Source organism: Bacillus sp. 7884-1 (assembly GCF_002272245.1).
Classification (GTDB): domain Bacteria; phylum Bacillota; class Bacilli; order Bacillales; family Cytobacillaceae; genus Neobacillus.
In genome coordinates this window covers 36,905-55,543 of record NZ_NPDD01000146.1, presented here as the reverse complement: position 1 = coordinate 55,543, position 18,639 = coordinate 36,905, and the positions used below count along the sequence as shown (strand labels likewise).

Genomic DNA, 18,639 nt, shown 5'->3' with positions numbered 1-18,639 from the left:
AGCACCAGGTGTCGATATCCGCTCAGCCGTACCTACCAATGACTATGAGCTGATGAGTGGTACATCAATGGCAACACCACATATTACAGGAGTCATAGCGTTGTTAAAGCAAGCAAATGCCTCCCTCTCAATTGACCAAATTGAGGAAATACTGTTCAATTCAGCCATCCCATTGACAGATACAGAATTTCCGTCTTCCCCTAACTATGGGTATGGTCATGGATTTATTAACGCTTACAATGCAATAAAAACAAATAATAATGGAAATGGGAAGATTGAAGGTTTAGTCGTATATGATGGAAAAGATAAAGCAAATCCAACCTACCAGCATACCTCTCCTGATTTTGTGTACGACCAGGTAGTGCTGCCACTAACAGTGGAAGTGCAAGACAACATCAGAGTAGATACTGTAGAAATACAGTATTTAGCTGGTCAACAATGGAAAACGGTAAAAGCAGGAAGAACAGCCGGTGATTTTAGAAATGGGACCTATCAAGCTGTAGTTCCAGGTGAGGATGTAAAGGAAGGCACATTTACGTATAAGTGGAAAATGGTTGATTATGGACAAAACCAAGTAACTTCTAAGGATTTTCATGCAGAAGTTAAACCTGCGATTACAATTGGTTATTTTCAAGATTTAGAAGCTGTTCCTGAAGGCTGGTATTCAGAAGGATGGAAAAACGATTGGGAATGGGGCAGCCCAGCAGCAGGACCTGGCCAAGCTTTCTCAGGAAAAAACGTATATGGAACCAATTTGGAGGGTCCTCATGCTCCTAATACGCATTCTTATCTCAATATGCCTCCGATCGATATTCCTGAAAGTGGTAATTTATACCTGCAATATAAGCAATGGTATGACTTTAGTCCAGATGGAGTCGGCGGTTCAACCGATTTCGGAGCGGTGCTTGTCTCTACAGACCGCCAGAATTGGGAAATACTAACTAAAACGGAAGCCACTAAATTTGGTGAAAATGGAGTACCACTAGAGTATACTACTGATGAATGGATTGATGCAGAAGTAAATCTTTCGTCTTACGCCGGAAAGCGGATTTATATCTGCTTCTATAAGTTTTCATGGCTAACAGGATTTGATTTTGAGCCTCATGATGGCTGGTATTTGGATGATATATCCTTAACGGACAAAGCCCTTGTGGGAAGTAAGGTAAAAAAGGCAATAGGGGAAATCCATACAAAAAAACAAACAAATAGTAATATATTAGCTCCGACGGCTACAATGGTTGAGACTAATTCTAGTCAACCAAAAGTATTACCAATCGGTGCAAAGGTAACGCTAGTAGACTCCGGATACTCAGTTGCAACTAATCCTGAAGATGGAAGGTTCTCCATGACACATAACGCAGGGGAATTCACTCTTCGCGCTGAAGCCTATGGTTTTCATTCCAAAGACCAAGCTGTTTCAATTCCAAAAGACGGGACCGTCGAAGCAAACCTTACTCTTAAACCTCTAGGAAAAGGAACACTAGAAGGGGTAGTCAAGGATCAAACGACAGGGAAACCTATATCTGATGCCATCCTCTCTTTAGTAGAGGATGCTGCCATTACACCAGTGAAAACAGATAGTAAAGGAAGATTTACACTTACTGCCTTTGAAGGTACCTATACGTTACATGTGTTCAAGAAAGATTATGTTTATAATAATTACTCGATTACACTCCAGTCGAAAAAGAAAACCAAACAGAATGTTGAATTGGAAAGATTTTTGGGAACTCCCGGAGAAATCGGCTATGATGATGGGACTTCGGAAAATTCATGGTTTTGGCACGGTGCTAAAAATGGCTTTGCGATTAGAATGTCATTGGAAGAAGGAGTCACGAAATCTTGGCTGACAGGAGGACTCTTTAAAGTGAATACAGAATGGCCATCCCCGGGCTCAACTAGATTTCAAGTAGCCGTTTATGATTCCACCGGTGTTAACGGATCTCCCGGTAAAAGAATTGCAGGTCCGTTTGAAGCAGCTGCGCAGACTGATGGGGAATGGACTCATGTCGATTTAACGGATAAAAACATTTTTGTAACGGGAGATTTCTACCTTGTCTATGTACAGCCTGACGCTTCTGCCATAGGTACAATACCAAGTCTCGAAAGTGATCAAAATAGCACCTTTCATGATCGGAATTGGTGGCTGTACGATGGAACGTGGCAGCATGTTACGACACCGGAATATGGGAATATGATGATTCGCGCGGTCATGAACAATGCGATCTCAGCACCTGTTATTGAAACACCATCAAGATAAGGTTCTAGTAAAGGGGACAGCGATTCCAACTATTCAAGTTCAAGGCAAATAAATTGTTGTCCTTTTAGAAATTTATTGAGATAGATTGATAGTTATCAGATAATAGTGACAGTTCACCATCCATACAAATGCGTGAGCTGTCGCTTATCGTTATGATCCTGGGAGGATAGACAGCTAGTACCGTGCTATAAAAAAATGAAACGGTAAATGGGGTAAAAAATCTTGGAGTTGAGACAATTAGAATACTTCATGGCACTATGTGAGGAACTGCATTTTACAAGGACTGCTGAAAAAATAAGAATTGGTCAACCTACTTTAAGCTACCAAATGAAAGCGTTAGAAGATGAACTGGGTGTTCGTTTATTTGATCGTTTGAATAAAAAAATAGCGATCACTGAAGCTGGCGAAATCCTTCTTGAACATTGCAAAAAAGTGTTCGAAAATTTAAAATTTGCTACTGAACAAATAGGGGAGCTGCAAAATGTGAAAAGAGGGAAATTAGTCATAGGGGCACTTTCTGGTGACCTAAGTCTTATAGCCTCCAAGGTTTTGTTAGAGTTTCATGCTAAGTACCCTCACGTTCAAATACAGTTATTTTCGATTGATGACCCAGTAGAAAAGGTAAAACAAAACGAAATTGACTTGGCTCTAACTTTCATGCCAAGACCAGATGAGAGTTTTATCCAAATTCCTTTATACGAGGATGAATTCTATTTAGTCGTGCGAACGGATCATGCTTGGGCTGAGAGAGACGAAATTGAGTTTCGTGAGATTCACAATATTCCGCTAATATTAAATCCAGTTGGTCATTGTTTTAGGAAATTATTTGCCGATGCGTGTCTATCTGTAGGAGTTGTCATACAGCCTATCATTGAATCAACCGATTCAAAGGCGATATTGGAACTAGTCGAGGAAGGGATAGGGGCTACCATTTTATCTAGTACACTCTTCGCGCTGGAAAATACAGGGAGTTTAAAGGCTATTAAAATATCAAATCCAGCCTTCATCAAGGAAGTGGATATTGTCCACCATAAACAAAAATATATTGGAACAGCTGCAAAAGGTTTTATCGAAATATTAATGAACTTTATAAATGCGAATAAGGCATTAGAGGAGAGCTATAAAGAAACACAGTTATCCAAAGCTTGACCATAGAATCCGAAATTTAATGCAAAAATTCGAGCTGTCATTGGAACGCGCCCGCAGGCGCTGACCGGACTGGTGGATTCGCCAGTCGGTTTGGCAGCCTTTATGCTTGACCACGACTGGAAAAGCCTTGCAATGATCTCGAGATCTTTTGCTGGAGTCAAAGAAGGCCTAACACGCGACGACGTTCTCGACAACATCTCGCTCTTCTGGTTTACGAACACAGCGGTTTCTGCGGCTCGTCTCTACTGGGAGAACAGTAAAGCTGGAGTCTCCTTCTTCAGCGTCAAAGGAGTCAAAATCCCAGTTGCCGTTAGCGTATTTCCGGATGAGCTATATGAAGCACCGAGGAGTTGGGCAGAGAAAGCATACCTGTATCTAATCCACTACAACAAACTTCCAAAGGGCGGACACACTTCGCAGCTTGGGAGCAACCAGGGTACATCACTTCAGAACTCCGCACGGCATTCAAATCGTTACGCTAATAGGAGACAGGTGGATTCCCGCTGACATGGCAATGTTCTAAGTGAATAGCTGTTTTCAGAACTAGGCTAAAGTACCACCAAGATCACTGTTAAAGTCACTCGATGGTCCGCCAGGGGCTGGCAAAAGGTTGTCGGTCCCAAACGCGCCTGACGACTCGGGATGGCTGGATCGTCGGACCAAGTGAATCGTTTCAGATTTCCTGTTTAGACAGTAATATATGCCGATGCAGTACATGGCGGTTCACTTTCAAAGTAATTATTGGAATACCTTTGTTCATCATGTTCGAAAACACCTTGTACAATTGAAATGGGACATGATATAGAACTCTTTTAGCAAAGTCCGAGTAAAATGAGCATTCATTATTAATTTTGTTAACTAAAGGGAAATTTATGCTGAATGAATAAAGAACAGGTGAAAGTAACGCAGCCCTATAAAGTTGGGCTGCATTTTTATTCTTTCGTTTCGCGAATATGGATAACTTTAAATCACACTCAAACTTCCTTGAATTTTTATCAAGCTTTAAATACACCCTAATAGTTATTTCATAAAACTTTAAAAGGAGATAATTAAGATGTTTCCCATTCGTAATCAGAAACGCAATTGTACTGATACCGACAAAATCCAGCACTTTCTAGAAAATGCCCAAACTGGATTTCTCGGCTTATCTTTAGAAGACGTCCCATATGTCATTCCACTCAATTTTGTTTGGCTGAACGACGCTATCTATTTTCATGGGGCAGAAGAAGGAAGAAAAGTCACTTACATCGAGAATAACCCTCTGGCCTGCTTCACTGTAAGCACAAATTATGGGACAATTACCAGTCCGATACCCGCCAAAACGGATACAGCATATATGAGTGTGATCATCGAAGGATCCTTGGTTCATGTAACCGATATAAACGAGGCAACGGAAGCCATGCAGGTCATGCTGAACAAATATGTGCCAGGCTATTATGATCGACCGCTGGGGAAGAGTCATTTGGAACGATATGTTTCCCCCTTAGGTAGTAAAACTTTCATCTATAAATTAACCGCATCATCCGTTTCGGCCAAAGAGAAAGATGTGATCCTAGATCGTATGTTCTATGAAGGTAGGACCATTCGTACCGACCGGGTGTAAAGGAACAAGGCACAAGTGAGGCGATACTTACATCCCGTTGATGGGTGACCGAATAACTTTTTTCAAAGCCAATTGACCGCCACGAAATTTTTTCGTGGCATTTTTTATTAAGTCTTTCTATTTTTGAGGTCTCTAAATACATATTTGAAAATTAATGGTAAATAATAGAACTATCCCGGTTAAAAGGATGGAACTTAAATGGGTCGCTTTCGAACAATACTCAAAAAGATTTTCTTACAAAAGGATACAGATTTTGTTAATCTGCTTAAAACGCAGCATTTGAATAGTAATAAAAAAGCTTCAAATGAAAAAACAATTACAGAAGCAACTTATGACAAGACACTTACAGAATTAGGGGATTCTTTTGACCTTGTTCATCGTTCATTTAATCAGGATGAAATTCAGATTATTTATTTAGACTCATTAGTAGATTCCAAAACGTTAGAGTGGGAAATACTTTCACCCTTAATAGAAATGTCATTCAATCATTTAGAAAAAGCTTTTCAACAATCACTGTTTAAACGAGAAAATAATCAAGAAAAAGTAATAAATGGAATATTAAATGGTAATACTCCTTTAAATTGTTAGCCTCATTAAACAATTCATCATATACACCAAGAAAGGTGTCTACAAGTGGTGAATCTTCATTTTTTCTCCAAGTCGTAACAAGAGAAACTCCCAATCCAGTGGAAATGAGGGTAAGGATTGTAAAAATTCCTTCGGCTTTTTGGATAACATTTGGGCTGAAACCTACACGATTGCATATGGAAATGATTGTATCATAATAGCCTAGCTCATTTTTACGATGAGTCATAACAAAAGGTTCATTTTTCAGTTCTCTAATATCTAATTGTGATGTATCCATTGCTAAGGGACGGGATGAAGGTAACGCTGCTACAAAAGGAGCAAAGCCGACTAACCGAGAATTCAATTGCTGCTGTCAATAGGAGGACAAACAAAACCAAGTTTAATCTTATTATCATATAAGTATTGGAATTGATTAACTGAAGACAGAAATTGTAAAACGACTTCTACTTTTGGATATCTAGAACGATAAGTTCGAATTAAATGTAATATAAGTTTATTCAAAAATCCTTTGTATCCTATAATTAATTGACCTTTTTCTCCTTGATGGATTTTTCGAACATCCATAATGGATCTATCAAGTTTATTCATAATATCATAGGTTTGTTCAAGAAAAAACTTACCAGCAGGTGTTAATTCCGTACTTCGTTTTGTCCTATAAAATAAGTCAACTCCTAACTCTTTTTCTAATTGAGCTATTTGTTGACTAAGGGGTGGTTGACTCATATTTAATCGTTTAGCTGCTCTGCCAAAATGGAGTTCCCCGCAACTGCAACGAAATACTGTAAATGTCTAAACCCCATAACTATCTCCTTATTTTCCTAGAATAATATTTTTTGAATATTAATACAATTGTATCATATATTAGACCATTAAAAGAGGTAGTGGTAGTATCAAATTATTAAACAAAAAAGTATTCATATTATTCGAAATGATTAAACATTTCATGGTGTCGAATCTAGTTTACTGTCAAAAATATTTATTCAAAAGGGGAGGAATCCAATGAATCAATCCATTCTAACTTTAAACGATTTTTTCAACAATCTATTATGAAAATCATGCAGATAGAATCGCTGTACATTTTCAATCTCAATCCTTCACATATCATGAATTACATAAGCAAGCTAACAGGGTTGCTCATGGATTGAAGAAATGTGGGGTAAAAAATAATACCAGGGTTGCTCTGCTTTTATCCAACACTCCTGAATACCTCATTAGTGAAGCAGGAATCTTCTTTGCGGGTGGAACAAAAGTCCCTTTAAATAACATGTTGGGAGAGAACGAGATTCTTTACATTTTAAATGACTCTGATGCAGAAGTCTTAATTGTTGAAGAACAATTTTTCTCCATTATTGAAAACATCCAAATGGAATTGCCAAAATCAAAACGATTGTAGGGGTCGGCAGAAAAGAAAATTTACCTGATCAATTCATTTCATGGGAATCCTTCCAAGCTAATGAATCAGAAGCTACGTTAAATGTTTCAACTAACCCTACAGATCTCTCATTAATCCTTTACACTGGTGGAACCACTGGAAAGCCAAAAGGAGTCGTACATAATCATCAAGGAACCGTTCTAACCTACCTCTCAATAGCCATTGAGACGAATATGCAAGAAGATGAAAAAATTCTATTGACTACACCATTGCCGCATGCTGCTGGACTTTATTTATACGCTGGTATGGTAAAAGGAACACAAATCTATATAAAAAGTAAGTTTGATCCTGAGAACGTATTGGAACATATTGAAAAAAATAAGGTTACGTTCCTAAGTACTGTACCTACAACCCTCTATTTGTTTGATTTTATGGAAAATAAAGAATTTGATGTGAGATCCATTCGAATCATTCAATATGGAACAGCACCGATAGCAGCAAATCGGTTGAGGCAGGGCTTAGAGATGTTTGGGCAGGTTTTTCTTCGAATTTATGGATTAACTGAAACTCAAAGTGCTGCAACCTGGCTTAAGAAAGCGAATCACCGCGCCGATGAGGAGTATCAAAAAATATTACAGTGCTGTGGTAAATCAACGATTATGAGCAGAATAAAAATTGTTGATGAATATGGAGTTGAAGTTCGTCGCGGTATAGAAGGTGAAATTGCAATGAATAAACAAATGGAAGGAAGATTTTTTGTAGAAAACAGGAAAACGAAAATTGCCGATATGCCAAGCTCGATTCAGCAAAAGGAATATACACCTGAAGGGTTCGTAGACCTCGATTTAGAATGGATCTCTCCAGACAAGGTGGTCGTGGCGCGTGCAAAAGAGAACAAGGTGTGGGACGAAGGACCTGTCCCAACAATGTTTACAGCCCTTTATGAGATTAATATAAGATCAGAAGAACAACAGCAAATCTCGTTTCCAAAGAAGAACGAACTTGATGAAGATCCTCAAGTTGTTGGAACTCATCTTCGTTGGGTACGCAGGAAGGATAAGGAATATAAAGGTGATGTATGGGTGAAGGACGGCTTAAATGATCAAGAGTATATATGGCTTAAAAATGTTGAATCTGCTCCAGTGTTCTTTACACAGTGATGTAACTCCACTTTGTACTTCTTTAACAGATCAACTATATTTCATATATTTAGAAGGCGCCCAATTCTTCTTCCCAACCTAAATAAATCAGTAAAAATTATTCCGGTAGGACATGCTGTATTCATAGTCATTTATCTAAAAGCATAATCATTTAGAGTATTGACTCTTAAGTATTGGACTTAGGAGTTGTGATAATTAAAGGTGGAATAAATAATGTACATGTTTTTTTACTTATTATTTGCCATTATTGCTGGGACTTGTATTGGATTACAAGCCGGGATCAATGGTGTGTTGGGAAAAAGGATTGGCGTAATTGAAGCTAGTTTTGTTTCATTTTTTATCGGAACCATTATCCTCTTATTACTCGTTATTTTTATGGGAAAAGGGGATCTATTAAAAGTAACAAACGTTTCGAAATGGCAGCTGCTTGGTGGAGCCCTTGGAGTTGGTTATGTGTCTATCATGGTTGCCATCGTACCAAAAATTGGAGTAGCCTCAGCAATAACAGCTGTTATTGTCGGACAGTTATTTATTAGTGTTACACTTGATCATTTTGGGATCTTCACTAATCAACCTATACCAATTGATTGGTATCGCATTACAGGATTAGTCTTTTTGCTGGTCTCGTTACTTTTGATATTTAAGGGAAACATTAAGTGGTTTTGAAGAAGTAAATAACAATCCTTTCACAATGACGTAGGAGAGGGGATGTAATGTCGGTCTCAAGCAACGATAAACGCAGATATATGCCGGGGATTGATGGACTTAGAGCCATAGCTGTCATGGGTGTTATTCTTTACCATCTGAATATCCCTTTGTTTCAGGGTGGGTTTTCAGGTGTAACGGTATTCTTTGTTTTGTCAGGTTACTTGATTACAGATATTCTTAGAGATGAATGGAATAAAAACAATAAAATTAACTTCCTTCGCTTCATGATTCGGCGTTTTCGCAGACTGGCTCCGGCCGTATTGGTGATGATTTTTATCGTTACCTTAGGGGTGATGGTTACGAATCATCCTTCGTTTGAAAAATTACGTTCAGATTTTTTACCTTCAATTTTATATCTTACAAATTGGTGGTACATTTTTCATGAAGTATCCTATTTTGATAGCTTCGGTCCTGCTTCACCCTTAACGCATATATGGTCACTGGCAATTGAGGAGCAATTTTATCTTATATGGCCGCTGCTAATGATTCTTGGTTTACCTTTTATAAAAAGAAAAAGGTTTCGAGTGTTGGTTATTTTAGTAGGAGTCGTCATTTCTGCTTGGTTAATGGCATTCCTCTATATACCGGGGGAGGATCCTTCTCGTGTGTATTATGGAACAGATACAAGAGCTTTCTCACTTCTTCTAGGAGCCGCACTTGCCTTTGTTTGGCCAAGCCAGCGATTATCTAAAACATTACCAAGGCATGCTAGTTTCGTTCTTGAAATAGCAGGAATAACAGGTTTGTTGCTGATGGTCTCACTATTTGTAATCACATCGCAATTTGACCCGTTTCATTATCAGGGGGGCATGTTTCTTTTATCTATAATTACCATTTTAGTAGTAGCGGCATTAGCACATCCTGCTAGTAAGCTCGCAAAATGGCTCAGTGTAAAGCCGCTCCAATGGATTGGGATTCGTTCCTATGGTATTTATTTATGGCATTATCCAATTATTATCTTAACAAACCCGATTGTTAATACAGATGGATTAAACTTCTGGAGAATAACCTTACAGATAGTTTCTACATTGTTTATTTCAGAGTTATCCTATCGATTTGTGGAAGTACCGATACGGTCGGGGAAGTTAAAATCGTTTCTAATAGGATTCAAAGATCTGCCAATTAATCAGAAAAGGCTTTTCATTGCAAGCTGTGCTGTATTCATTGCATCATTAGTAGGAATAGGCGTCGTATTTGCTTCGAAAACTACCGTTGTGGTTACGAATCAAGAAGCGTTAACATTTGAAGCATTTAATGAAATAGATTTTAACGAAGAACCAGCCAAAGAGCCAGAACTTGAAGAGGAAATCACGAAACCAGATCCTAATGTGAAGACTATTACCGTAATTGGGGATTCCATTCTTCATGATGTCGCACCATACTTTAAAAACCATTACCCCGAAGCGACGATTGATTACCGTGTCGGCCGGCAAATGTCTGAGGTGCCAGAGGTGATTAAGATGCTGGAGGGAAGTGGGCAATTAGGGGAGTATGTGTTTATCCAACTTGGAACCAATGGACCTTTTGTCAAATCAGACTTAGAAAATCTTATCAAAGGTCTGGAAAATAAAAAAGTTTATTTAGTAAATTGTCGAGTACCTAGGCAATGGGAAACGAACGTAAACCAAACATTAGAAGAAGTCGTTAAAAGTGTGCCTCATACCGTTATCATAGATTGGTATAGCGCCAGTGCCGGCCATGCGGAATATTTTGCAAATGATGGTGTTCATTTAACGAAGCAAGGTGGCGAAACATACGCCAACCTATTAGTGGAACATATCAAGGAGTAACTATATTGCCTGATTTTTATAAATCACATTTCATGAAGTAGAACCTCAGATAGGGAACTGAGGTTCTATTATTGTTGCTGTTTGGCCAACTTTTGGTTTTTTAATATTCGTTCGAATAATGTCGAATTTTGTAATTTTATATTTCGATTTATTTCCATCTAATTGGAAATTATAATAAACACTTCCAATAAACGGAATAAGCAATAAGTGACAAAGGAGAATATCATGAGGAATCTTGCTGCTTTATTTTCCATGCTCATGCCTGGATTTGGTCAACTCTATAATCGACAATTTCTAAAAAGTGTATTTCTTCTATTCGTCGAACATTATGATAATGTATTTGGGAAGATCAATACTGCGATACATCTGGATTTTAACGGTTTCCACCAAAAAGCATTAGAGGCAGCCAATTTTCAGTATGTGTTATTTTATCCTGGATTTTATGCCTATACGGTTTGGGATGCATGGTATTTTGCAAAGCCAAATGCAGACAAAACAAAATCGGCCATCCCTTTTTTGATTGGTGGTATTCTAGGAGAATTTGGCGCCATTTTCGCCAGTCGATTATACATTCCCACTCTAACGGTCGGTCTATTAATGATTGTGCCTATGATTATTGGAATGATTATTTTTCGAAATCAATGATAAAGGCTTTACCTGTTCGTACTGGTAAAGCAGAACAGCTTACGAAGATTCGGTTAGAGTGGAATCATCTTTGAAATTCATTTTTACATAATCTAAATGGCTAAGTTCTGTGGGCAAGGTGATTGTTACAGTTGTAGCGATGTTTGGCACACTTTTTATTTCAAATTTCCCATTGTGATTTTGAATAATTTTCTTGCTCACCATTAGCCCCAAACCGGTTCCCTCTGTTTTTGTGGTATAAAAGGGGGTACCTAATCGTTGTAGATTTTCCCTCGATATCCCCACACCGTTATCAATCACCGAAATGATAAGATTCGTATCTTGTTGTTCTATCCTAATCTGAATTTTTCCTCCTTGCGGCATGGCTTCTATTGAATTCTTGATCAAATTGGCAATAACTTGCTTAATTTGATTTTCTTCGCATTTAATTAAAAATCTCTCTCCCATAAATTCCGGAATGATTTCAATATTATTTATGATTGCCTGTGTATTCAAGAGGGTAATCACATTTTTAATACTTTGCGAAATATCCGTTAAGGAATATTGAACGATATGTGGTTTTGAAAGGACCATAAACTCACTTACGATAAAATTGATTCTGTTTATTTCATCAATCATAATCTTGAAATATCTTTTATTTGCTTCGGGATCGGTATTTTCATTCATCATTTGCGTAAACCCTTTTAATGTCGTTAAAGGATTTCTAATTTCATGGGCTACACCAGCTGCAAGTTCTCCAACCAGTGATAGCTTCTCAGATTCTCTAAGCTTTTTCTCATGATGATTTAGATCCTTCATTTGAGCAATAAGTTTTTTATCTAGGAAGGCACTAGATAATAACATAATCAGCACGACGATAATTGCAGGAACACTGATAAAAGAGCTCAAGGTACTGGAACTAACGGAGTAATAGGCATCTGAAGTTTTGAAAGATGGTTCAAAGTGAAGATTCGTTCCCCACATCCCAATGTAATGCATTCCAGCGATTCCGATGCCCATTAGCATACTGCTCAATACCCGGCAATGAAAATTCATCGAGCGTTGATGATTAAAAAAGAAAAGGACCCATAAAGAACCAAACGCAGCAGTGAAAGCAATACATAACGACAATAGCACGATTGCTGTGTTATAGGTGATGGAGAAGTTTAGATGCATTGCCTCCATACCTATATAGTGCATACCAACGATTCCTCCACCCATTAAAAGACTAGATAAAAGGAGTCTAACATGATTCATTTTCATCATACAGAAGGCGAGCCCAGTGCCTGCAATGGAAATAAGAAGTGAAAGCAATACCATCCTAGCATCATACTCACTATGAATTGGCATATCCATCGCAAGCATACCAACAAAGTGCATGGTCCAAATCCCAATCCCCATTGCAATCGCACAACCTAATAACCATAGATTATATTTGAAATTTTTAAAAATAATCATTTTCCAGCGGAGATCTAACGCTATGTATGAAAAAAGAATGCCAAGCAGTATGGAAAAAACGAACCAGTAATCATTATAGGTCCAGGTCATATTATGCTCCATCGGTAACACTTCCAAATCGTTTATAGTTCTACCATGATTCACATCCAAGCAGTATATTATAACGAATTAGCAAAAAATGGTAAATTATACCCAAATAGCTATATAACCTTAAACGAACTATACTTTAGTATAAAAGATCCATATGAAGCCTTTATTTTAAAAGTGTTCAAAAAATAGCAAAGCCATTCTCAATGGAGAATGGCCCTTGGTTTGTTATCTCTAAAAATGTCTAAGAGTACGATAAGACTCTGATACCTGCTTGATTATTTTTTTTCAACTTTTACTAACCCTTTTCCAACATTATCTTTCTCAAAATAACATATGACCACATCACCGACTTGTATTTTCTCACTAGAGTCGATGCTTTCAGCAGAAAAGACAATCTTAGTTCCATCATCACTTTTCCCGTAATATTGATCCTCTTTCATTTGGCTGATTTTGTATTCTACTGTTTTGTATTCAGAATTTTCATTGCCTAAATTGGTAACAGGAGTACTAGTTTGTGATTTTATGATAACTAACACAAGTAATATAGATAAGAGTATTCCGAGGATGATTGTTTTTTTGAACATTGTACGAACCTCCCATTAAGTATTTTAAGAGATGTTAGAGGAAAGTAAATCCTACTAATTTCCTCTGGTCTTTCTACCTAGAACAAATCATTTGCAATGGAATAGTGAATTACGAATAGTGATTTTTTATGATAACGCTTAAAAGGCGAACGATCTTAGAAGTGTAATACTGAATAATATATAAATATCCGAACGATTATATTTTTTTTTTATTAATTGTTCATCTCTTATTGATTAACGATTATGAAGTTGTTATACTATTCTAAACGATAAGCTATTGTAATATATCTAAATATTCACTATAATTCTAGTTATTAGAATTTAAGGGGCAGGGGAATTCATTAAGAGATACAGAGGAACACACCTTAATGTTTCTTTGCACCGGAGAGTGTATACAATTGGGAGGGGTACATCTATGAAAAATCTATTGAAAAAGTGGAATCAAATTAGTCTGGTAAAACAAATATCTATTGGTTTATTAATTGGTATTATCCTGGCTGTCGCGATTCCAGAAGTGGCAAAACCAATTGTCATTTTAGGATCATTATTTGTAGGTGCTTTAAAAGCTATTGCACCTGTACTGGTACTCTTCCTAGTAATGTCTGCTATTGCGCAGCATAAGAGTGGGAAGCAAACGAATATGAAGTCGATTATTTCTCTCTATCTTTTAGGAACGTTTTTAGCTGGATTAATTGCTGTCATTGTAAGTTTTATTTTTCCTGTAAGTATCAACCTAACAAAGGGTGCTGAAGATTTGGCGGCTCCAGGCGGTGTGGTGGAAGTTCTCAAAGCATTACTGCTGAATGTTGTGGATAATCCTGTTAATGCCATTGCAAATGCAAATTATATTGGGATTTTAGCTTGGGCGATCATCCTTGGTTTAGCTTTAAAAAATGCTCCTGATACAACGAAAACCATGATTTCTAATTTTTCAGATGCTGTTTCCAAAATGGTTACATGGGTAATCAAGCTTGCACCATTAGGAATCATGGGTCTAGTAATTGATTCGATTACAACAAATGGACTCGAGTCTCTATTAAGCTATGGAAAATTACTTGTCGTTTTGCTTGGATGTATGCTCTTTGTGGCTTTGGTTGTCAATCCACTCATGGTTTGGGTGAACGTACGTCAGAATCCATACCCACTTGTATTCACTTGTATCAAGGAAAGCGGTATTACAGCATTCTTTACACGTAGCTCCGCTGCCAACATACCGGTTAATTTGAAACTATGTGAAAAACTAGGGTTAGATAAAGATACTTATTCTGTATCGATTCCATTAGGTGCAACTGTTAATATGGCTGGTGCGGCTGTTACGATTTCTGTATTGACACTTGCCGCCGTTCATACACTAGGCATTCATGTGGATATCCCTACAGCTATTATCCTTAGCGTAGTGTCAGCTATTTGTGCATGCGGCGCTTCAGGGGTTGCAGGTGGATCACTTTTATTAATTCCGTTGGCATGTAGCTTATTCGGAATCCCTAATGATGTTGCGATGCAGGTAGTTGGAGTAGGCTTTATCATTGGTGTTTTACAAGACTCCTTTGAAACAGCACTTAACTCATCAACAGACGTTCTTTTCACAGCAACAGCTGATTATAAGAAGCAGTTAAAAGAAGGTAAAAAAGTAGATATCAAGGAAGTAGCTTAATAATTATCCCTTTTGTGTAGACAGGCATGAGCCGTCACTCAGAAGGGATTTTTTTATAGAAATGTTATAAATCTTTAACTTTAATACCTATTGAATTAGGTGAGATACTACGTTGTATGTAATATCAACTCGTTATCTAGATTTTTCCAATCCTTTATAAAGGAACCTTAAGGAACCTTGTGAAAATAAGCGAAAGAATGGACCCCACTAATAAAAGAGACATATCCCACTGGGCGTCCCATATGTCTCCCTGCATGCCTAAAAAATCTTTTGTGGCTTTCCCTTCTTTCCCTATTTTTGTACTTGCCCACTCAATTATCTCGTAGAAAGCCCCGATTGCTAGTGTGATACATAGAGCAATAAAATTTGTTGTTTTACTTTTCAATAAAACTGTTTTCCTTAATAATATCTCTAAGATAACGATGACCATAAGCCCCTTAAGAAAATGACCAAACCGATCATAGTGGTTTCTTTGTAAGTCAAAATAATCTTTGATCCATGTAAAGAGAGGAACTTTGGAGTAAGAATAAATGCCCTCCAATAAACGTTAAAATGACAAGAAGGGTTATAATGACATAGGAAACCGTGGTAAGGCGAAACTGATTGTATCTTGATATCAAGAATACTAAAACTAATACTGAAGGTAAAACCTCCATCAACAAAACCTTATAACCTTCCTCAGGTTTAATAAGGGACCAAATAAGAACAAGCATAACAACAAATAACAAGAAAATATGTATCGAACTACCTTTTTTACGTGACACTCAAATCACTCCATCAGAAAACAAGATGTACCTAGTATTTGCTAAACTTTTATAAAATATAGAAGTCTTTGGTTTTAAAAGTTCTTTAAAATCGTAAAACCTCATTTACATACACCACGTTGAACCATACCATAGTGTGAAAGGGTTAATCTTGATATAAATGTATATGAGCATATGCTCCTACCTTCGTAAAACATTCGGTTTATCTTTTAAACTTAAGAGGTAAATTGATTGACTTTACTAAAAAGTGAGTGTAGAGTGAAGATTAAATTAATAGGAAGACCACTAGGGGAGCCATTTTATGGCTGAGACAAGAGTTATCTTGGACCCTTTGAACCTGATCTAGTTCATACTAGCGTAGGAAAGTGGAGTCTGTGTTTGGATAAATAACTATTCAGCCGCTCCATTTATGGGGCGGTTTTTTCGTGTTTGAAATTTCAACCACCCTCTAGTGTCTGCCTGTTAAAACCAATAAGGGGGAAAATAGTATGAGTTTTTCAGCAGAATTAAGAAAAGAAGCAAATCCTATCTTTCAAGCGATTTTTGAACATCCTTTTGTGCAGGGAATTGCCATGGGGGAATTAACAAGCGAACAATTGATTCATTATGTGAAACAGGACTTTGAATATTTGAATTCTTTTATACGAATCTATGGAATTGCGGTTTCTAAGTGTGAGAGTCGTGAAGATATGGAGATGTTTAATCAACAGATTTCATTTATTTTAAAAAGCGAAATCCATCCTCATAATAACTTTTGCCAAGTAGCAGGTGTTCCTTACGAGGAATTACATGGATTTCCACTTTCGCCATCAGCACATCAATATATTCGTCATATGCTTACTGTCGCACACGAAGGAACTTTAGGAGAAATCTTAGCGGTGTTATTGCCGTGTCCGTGGACGTATTGGGAAATTGGGAAAAGATTATTGACTGAGGTAAATCCAGAGCCTTCTCATCCTTTTTATGAATGGATCAGCTTTTATGGTACTATTACCGATTCGATTACAACTAAGTTTTGTAGCCGTCTAGATGAGTGGGCAGAGGGGGCAACAGAGAGAGAAAAGGAAAAGATGAAGGAACATTTCTTGATCAGTTGTCAGCTTGAATATAAGTTTTGGGATATGGCGTATAAACTCGAAGAATGGCCAGTAAGGGTTTAATAGAATTAGAGGAACTCTACAAAAGTTACATAAGAAGGAGGAACTGTAATGAATAGCAGCGATTTAGGTTCAATTTTACAAAGAGTAAGAGAGGAAAATCCGCTCGTACATAATATTACCAATGTGGTGGTCACTAATTTCACTGCAAATGGACTCTTATCCCTTGGGGCATCCCCTGTTATGGCCTATGCTCCAGAAGAGGTGGCAGACATGGTACGAATTTCTCGTGCTCTCGTTCTTAACATCGGAACCTTAAGCAGGGAAGTGGTCGACTCGATGATTTTGGCTGGAAAAACAGCTAATGAGCTTGGAATTCCAGTTATATTCGACCCTGTTGGAGCAGGTGCAACCCCATTCCGAACAGAAATGGCACATAAGGTGATGGAAGAAGTGAAGATCTCCGTCCTTAGAGGAAATGCTGCTGAAGTTGCCAATGTGCTGGGGGAGAAGCGGGAAATCAAAGGTGTCGATGCTGGAGTACAACAAGGGAATAGTATGGAATTGGCTATAACTGCTGCACAAAAGCTCCATACCATTGTGGTGATTACCGGGAAAGACGATGTGCTGACAGATGGAGAGACGACCTATTTAGTTTCTAATGGACATCCACTGTTAACAAAAGTGACCGGAACCGGCTGCCTGTTAACCTCTGTAATCGGAGCATTTGCAGGGGTGGAAAAGAACCTGTTACTCGCTGGATTATCTGCTTTAACCTATTATGGCATTGCAGCGGAAAAATCATTCGAAAAGGTGGGCAATACAGGGCCAGGAAGTTTCCAAATCGAATTCATAAATCAACTTGCTCTTGTATCATCAGAGGATATCCATCAATTAGCGTTATTCAACCAAGTATAAGGAGTGAGCACCATGAAAAAAGTATTAACGATTGCTGGTTCAGACAGCGGCGGCGGTGCAGGAATTCAGGCTGATTTAAAGACCTTTCAGGAGTTAGAGGTATTCGGTATGTCAGCTTTAACAGCTGTAACAGCTCAAAATACACTAGGGGTTCAAGCTGTATTTCCGATGAGTGTTGAAGCAGTAAGCAGACAAATTGAAGCAATCGGCGAAGATATTGGTACAGACGCCCTGAAAACAGGAATGCTGTTCAATGCAGAAATCATTAAAGCCGTTTCTGAAAAAATAGAATACTACAAATGGAAAAATGTAGTGGTCGACCCCGTTATGATTGCAAAGGGCGGAGCATCCTTACTCCAAATCGAAGCCATTTCGGCGATGAAACAATATTTGTTACCCCTAGCCATGGTCATTACACCAAATATTCCTGAGGCAGAGGTTTTAACTGGTATATCAATCCGAACAGATGCTGGTAAACAGGAAGCCGCCAAACGCCTTTATGGTTTAGGCGTTAAGAATGTAGTCATAAAAGGCGGTCATGATGAAAATCAAAATGAGTCGATCGATTTATTGTTTGATGGGAACGCATTTATAACCTTTTCGAGCAAAAGAGTCCAGACAAAGAACACGCATGGAACCGGCTGTACGTTTTCAGCAGCTGTTACAGCGGAACTTGCCAAAGGTTTACCAGTGAATGAAGCGGTATCAAAAGCAAAGAATTTTATCCAAGCTGCGATTGAAGATCAACTCCAGATTGGTCAGGGGCATGGTCCAACCAATCACTGGGCATATCGAAAGAGAAATGAACGGAGAAGGTAGTGAA

Annotated in this window: 15 protein-coding genes, 4 pseudogenes and 1 riboswitch; of the genes and pseudogenes, 14 read left to right on the top strand and 5 right to left on the bottom strand. The window is 38.0% G+C overall.

The features are described from left to right. The 4 genes from CHI06_RS17440 to CHI06_RS17420 form a co-directional block, all read left to right on the top strand. Window positions 1–2,257: carboxypeptidase regulatory-like domain-containing protein (locus CHI06_RS17440; RefSeq protein WP_179292668.1), on the top strand; the 2,257-nt coding region annotated here is incomplete at its 5' end. A gap of 222 nt (window positions 2,258–2,479) precedes the next feature. After that, window positions 2,480–3,406: a LysR family transcriptional regulator gene (locus tag CHI06_RS17435; RefSeq protein ID WP_095249898.1), complete on the top strand. Its 927-nt coding sequence runs from the start codon at window positions 2,480–2,482 to the stop codon at window positions 3,404–3,406. A gap of 1,054 nt (window positions 3,407–4,460) precedes the next feature. Further along, complete coding sequence (locus CHI06_RS17425; RefSeq protein ID WP_095249897.1) at window positions 4,461–5,009, top strand: pyridoxamine 5'-phosphate oxidase family protein; 549 nt, start codon at window positions 4,461–4,463, stop codon at window positions 5,007–5,009. A 198-nt stretch (window positions 5,010–5,207) separates the two neighbouring features. After that, window positions 5,208–5,597 (top strand): spore germination protein, encoded by a 390-nt coding sequence (locus CHI06_RS17420; protein ID WP_095249896.1) that lies wholly within the window; start codon window positions 5,208–5,210, stop codon window positions 5,595–5,597. On the opposite strand, the gene CHI06_RS17415 is transcribed toward CHI06_RS17420, so the two are convergent. Both CHI06_RS17415 and CHI06_RS17410 read right to left on the bottom strand, forming a co-directional pair. Then, window positions 5,527–5,940 (bottom strand): LysR family substrate-binding domain-containing protein, encoded by a 414-nt coding sequence (locus tag CHI06_RS17415; protein WP_095249895.1) that lies wholly within the window; start codon window positions 5,938–5,940, stop codon window positions 5,527–5,529. The two genes, CHI06_RS17420 and CHI06_RS17415, sit on opposite strands and share 71 nt — an antisense overlap. Continuing rightward, window positions 5,937–6,368: pseudogene (locus tag CHI06_RS17410) on the bottom strand (LysR family transcriptional regulator); the annotation flags it as partial. The gene CHI06_RS17415 and the pseudogene CHI06_RS17410, both read right to left, overlap by 4 nt. 256 nt (window positions 6,369–6,624) lie before the next feature. Between CHI06_RS17410 and CHI06_RS17405 the strand changes: the two are divergent. The 6 genes and pseudogenes from CHI06_RS17405 to CHI06_RS17385 all read left to right on the top strand — a co-directional run bounded on the left by CHI06_RS17405 (window position 6,625) and on the right by CHI06_RS17385 (window position 11,272). Further along, the gene (locus CHI06_RS17405; RefSeq protein ID WP_095249893.1) at window positions 6,625–6,990 is read left to right on the top strand and encodes an AMP-binding protein; all 366 of its coding nucleotides are present in this window, start codon (window positions 6,625–6,627) and stop codon (window positions 6,988–6,990) included. Beyond that, a pseudogene (locus CHI06_RS30945) lies at window positions 6,966–7,691 on the top strand (AMP-binding protein); the annotation flags it as partial. The gene CHI06_RS17405 and the pseudogene CHI06_RS30945, both read left to right, overlap by 25 nt. A gap of 21 nt (window positions 7,692–7,712) precedes the next feature. Beyond that, window positions 7,713–8,129, top strand: a pseudogene (locus tag CHI06_RS30940) (translocation protein TolB); the annotation flags it as partial. A 213-nt stretch (window positions 8,130–8,342) separates the two neighbouring features. After that, window positions 8,343–8,795: a DMT family transporter gene (locus tag CHI06_RS17395; protein WP_257009345.1), complete on the top strand. Its 453-nt coding sequence runs from the start codon at window positions 8,343–8,345 to the stop codon at window positions 8,793–8,795. Window positions 8,796–8,842: 47 nt separating this feature from the next. Continuing rightward, on the top strand, window positions 8,843–10,627 hold the full coding sequence (locus CHI06_RS17390) for an acyltransferase family protein (RefSeq protein ID WP_095249891.1): 1,785 nt from the start codon (window positions 8,843–8,845) through the stop codon (window positions 10,625–10,627). A gap of 225 nt (window positions 10,628–10,852) precedes the next feature. After that, entirely contained in the window at window positions 10,853–11,272 is a 420-nt protein-coding gene (locus CHI06_RS17385) for a hypothetical protein (RefSeq protein ID WP_095249890.1), read from the top strand. A 39-nt stretch (window positions 11,273–11,311) separates the two neighbouring features. Here CHI06_RS17385 and CHI06_RS17380 read toward each other — a convergent pair whose 3' ends face one another. Together CHI06_RS17380 and CHI06_RS17375 are read right to left on the bottom strand one after the other, a co-directional pair. Then, window positions 11,312–12,811 carry an MHYT domain-containing protein gene (locus CHI06_RS17380; RefSeq protein WP_095249889.1) on the bottom strand — a complete coding sequence of 500 codons (1,500 nt, stop codon included), beginning with the start codon at window positions 12,809–12,811 and terminating at the stop codon, window positions 11,312–11,314. A 263-nt stretch (window positions 12,812–13,074) separates the two neighbouring features. Beyond that, window positions 13,075–13,383 (bottom strand): hypothetical protein, encoded by a 309-nt coding sequence (locus tag CHI06_RS17375; protein WP_095249888.1) that lies wholly within the window; start codon window positions 13,381–13,383, stop codon window positions 13,075–13,077. A gap of 415 nt (window positions 13,384–13,798) precedes the next feature. Here CHI06_RS17375 and sstT point away from each other — a divergent pair, with 415 nt between their 5' ends. Beyond that, on the top strand, window positions 13,799–15,037 hold the full coding sequence (gene sstT, locus CHI06_RS17370; RefSeq protein WP_095249887.1) for a serine/threonine transporter SstT: 1,239 nt from the start codon (window positions 13,799–13,801) through the stop codon (window positions 15,035–15,037). 154 nt (window positions 15,038–15,191) lie between these two features. Here the strand turns inward: sstT and CHI06_RS17365 are convergent. Continuing rightward, window positions 15,192–15,801, bottom strand: a pseudogene (locus CHI06_RS17365) (DUF2238 domain-containing protein). Between the two features lie 277 nt (window positions 15,802–16,078). Next, a riboswitch (TPP riboswitch) is annotated at window positions 16,079–16,182 on the top strand. A 107-nt stretch (window positions 16,183–16,289) separates the two neighbouring features. On the opposite strand from CHI06_RS17365, the gene tenA reads away from it, so the two are divergent. From tenA to thiD, 3 genes are read left to right on the top strand one after another with little or no spacing between them, the layout of a single operon-like run. Further along, window positions 16,290–16,961 carry a thiaminase II gene (tenA, locus tag CHI06_RS17360; RefSeq protein WP_095249886.1) on the top strand — a complete coding sequence of 224 codons (672 nt, stop codon included), beginning with the start codon at window positions 16,290–16,292 and terminating at the stop codon, window positions 16,959–16,961. Window positions 16,962–17,009: 48 nt separating this feature from the next. Continuing rightward, complete coding sequence (thiM, locus tag CHI06_RS17355) at window positions 17,010–17,816, top strand: hydroxyethylthiazole kinase (RefSeq protein ID WP_095249885.1); 807 nt, start codon at window positions 17,010–17,012, stop codon at window positions 17,814–17,816. Window positions 17,817–17,828: 12 nt separating this feature from the next. Then, window positions 17,829–18,635 carry a bifunctional hydroxymethylpyrimidine kinase/phosphomethylpyrimidine kinase gene (thiD, locus tag CHI06_RS17350; protein ID WP_095249884.1) on the top strand — a complete coding sequence of 269 codons (807 nt, stop codon included), beginning with the start codon at window positions 17,829–17,831 and terminating at the stop codon, window positions 18,633–18,635. The last annotated feature ends 4 nt before the right edge of the window (window positions 18,636–18,639 follow it).